This is a genomic window from Oleiphilus sp. HI0125 (assembly GCF_001635355.1).
On sequence record NZ_LWGF01000768.1, the window covers coordinates 1 to 2,252 of the forward strand.

At 43.9% G+C, this 2,252-nt stretch carries 2 protein-coding genes; one reads left to right on the plus strand and one right to left on the minus strand.

The window, feature by feature from the left end; genetic code table 11:
• A partial coding sequence (locus A3762_RS27550; RefSeq protein WP_197469223.1) for a hypothetical protein occupies positions 1–324 on the plus strand: 324 nt, incomplete at its 5' end.
• Between the two features lie 256 nt (positions 325–580).
• Here A3762_RS27550 and A3762_RS12060 read toward each other — a convergent pair.
• Positions 581–2,252, minus strand: a 1,672-nt coding sequence (locus A3762_RS12060; RefSeq protein WP_068755747.1) for an acyl-CoA dehydrogenase C-terminal domain-containing protein, incomplete at its 5' end; no start/stop codon positions are given.

The window sequence follows — 2,252 nt, forward strand, 5'->3', positions numbered from 1 at the left end:
CAATCATATGAAGCTAACTTTTACATAAAACCTGAAGCGAACGGCGCAACACATGCCTGTCGCATCAATCCAAAACTTCAGAACATTAGCATTCCTTTAACATGCCAAGGCATGCTAATTGCCAATCAACATCGTTGCGACATCAACTACAGCGCACTGAAGCAGCAAGTTCAAAATGCAGCTATTGATGAAGCAAAGCGCAAAACAGAGAAAGAGCTAGATCGCGTCATCAATAAGCATCGTGAACGCTTGGACGGAATCATTGGGAAAGATAACGAAGCCGTAGACAAGATTAAAGACAGCCTTCTTAAGCTATTTAATTAAGTAACTCGCCTTTCGTTTTTATTAACTTTCAGCAAATAAGCCTTTCGGCTGATCAAAATACGCCCCATCCAAAACTAATATCTATCCTAACGAAACAGAGATGTTTCAGGGTTTTCATTTCCCTCCTTAGTTATTAGTTTGTTTAACCTCAGCGGTGATGGTCTTGTTCGGCGACCACGCCGCTTTTTTTTGGCCGAATGTCAGACATAAAAAAACCGGTAACAAGTACCGGTTTTTTATTGACGCTAAATAAGACTTAGAAGTTTTCAGCTTCAAGCGCCATCGTATCTTCACTACCAGACTTAATCGCCTCAAGAAGAGAAAGAGTCCCTGGAAGAAGACGACTAAAGAAGAAGTTAGCAGTCTTAAGCTTATTCGCGTAGAACACATCTTCTTCAACTTTAGGTGCTGCTTTTGCAACCATGCGTGCCCACATGTAGCCGTATGCAGTTAGACCAAATAAATCCAAGTACTCAACCGCTGCTGCGCCGATCGCATCTGCGTCGCCCTGTGTTGCACCGATTACATATTCAGTCGCTTCAGTTAAGCGATCTAAAGCTGCAGAAAGTTGATCAAGTTTGCTAGCCAACGCAGGATTGTCTGATTCAGCAGCAATGAACTCTTTTACTTCGCTAGCAAATAGCTCATATAGTTTGCCACCATTAGCAACAACTTTACGCCCCATCAAGTCCATTGCTTGAACGCCATTAGTACCTTCATAGATTTGCGTGATACGCGTGTCACGAACTAGTTGCTCTTGACCCCACTCACGAATAAAGCCATGACCACCAAATACTTGCTGACCAGCAACACAAGAATCTAATGCGCGGTCTGTCATGTATGCTTTAGCGATTGGCGTGAGAAGCGCAATCATTGCATTTGCATGCTTAATCTGATCGGCATCATCAGAGAACTTAGCAATGTCGAGGTAACTTGCAACGTAGGTAGAGAAAGCACGCGAGCCTTCTGTGTAAGCCTTCATAGTAAGAAGCATACGACGAACGTCAGCGTGAACGATAATCGGGTCAGCTTGCTTTTCAGTATTAACAGGACCTGTTGCTGCACGACCTTGAATACGATCAAGTGCGTATTCACGTGCGTTTTGGTAAGAGCGCTCTGCTGCGGCGAAACCTTGAATACCAACACTCAAGCGTTCGTAGTTCATCATTGTAAACATAGCCAAAAGACCTTTGTTTACTTCACCGACCAACCAACCTTGCGCACCATCAAAGTTCATAACACAGGTACCGGAAGCTTTAATACCCATCTTGTGTTCGATAGAACCACAAGTAACGTTATTGTTTTCACCTACAACGCCGTTGTCATCAACACTGTTACGCGGCACTAGGAAAAGAGAAATACCTTTTGATCCAGCTGGCGCATCCGGAAGTTTCGCAAGCACCAAATGAATGATGTTATCAGTCAGGTCATTTTCACCACCTGTGATAAAGATCTTCGTACCAGTAATGCTGTATGAACCGTCGGCATTTGGCTCAGCCTTGGTGCGAATCATACCAAGATCTGTACCTGAGTGAGGCTCAGTCAAATCCATCGCACCTGTCCATTCACCTGAATACATTTTTGGCAGGTATTTTTGCTTAAGCTCTTCTGAAGCGTGCGCATCAATTGCCAATGCCGCACCAGAAGTCAAACACACATATAGACCGAATGAGATGTCAGCAGAGTAAAGCATCTCTTCATACTGAGCGCCCAACATTTTAGGCATGCCCATACCTTCGTAAACTGGGTTACCAGTCAAACCTGACCAACCACCTTCAGCAAACGTTTTATATGCATCTACAAAGCCTGCAGGTACAGTGACTTTACCGTTATCAAAGTGACAACCTTCTTCATCAGCTTCACGACTCAATGGTGCAATCAACGAAGCTGTAATTTTTCCAGCCTCTTCTAAAATTGCATCAGCAGTT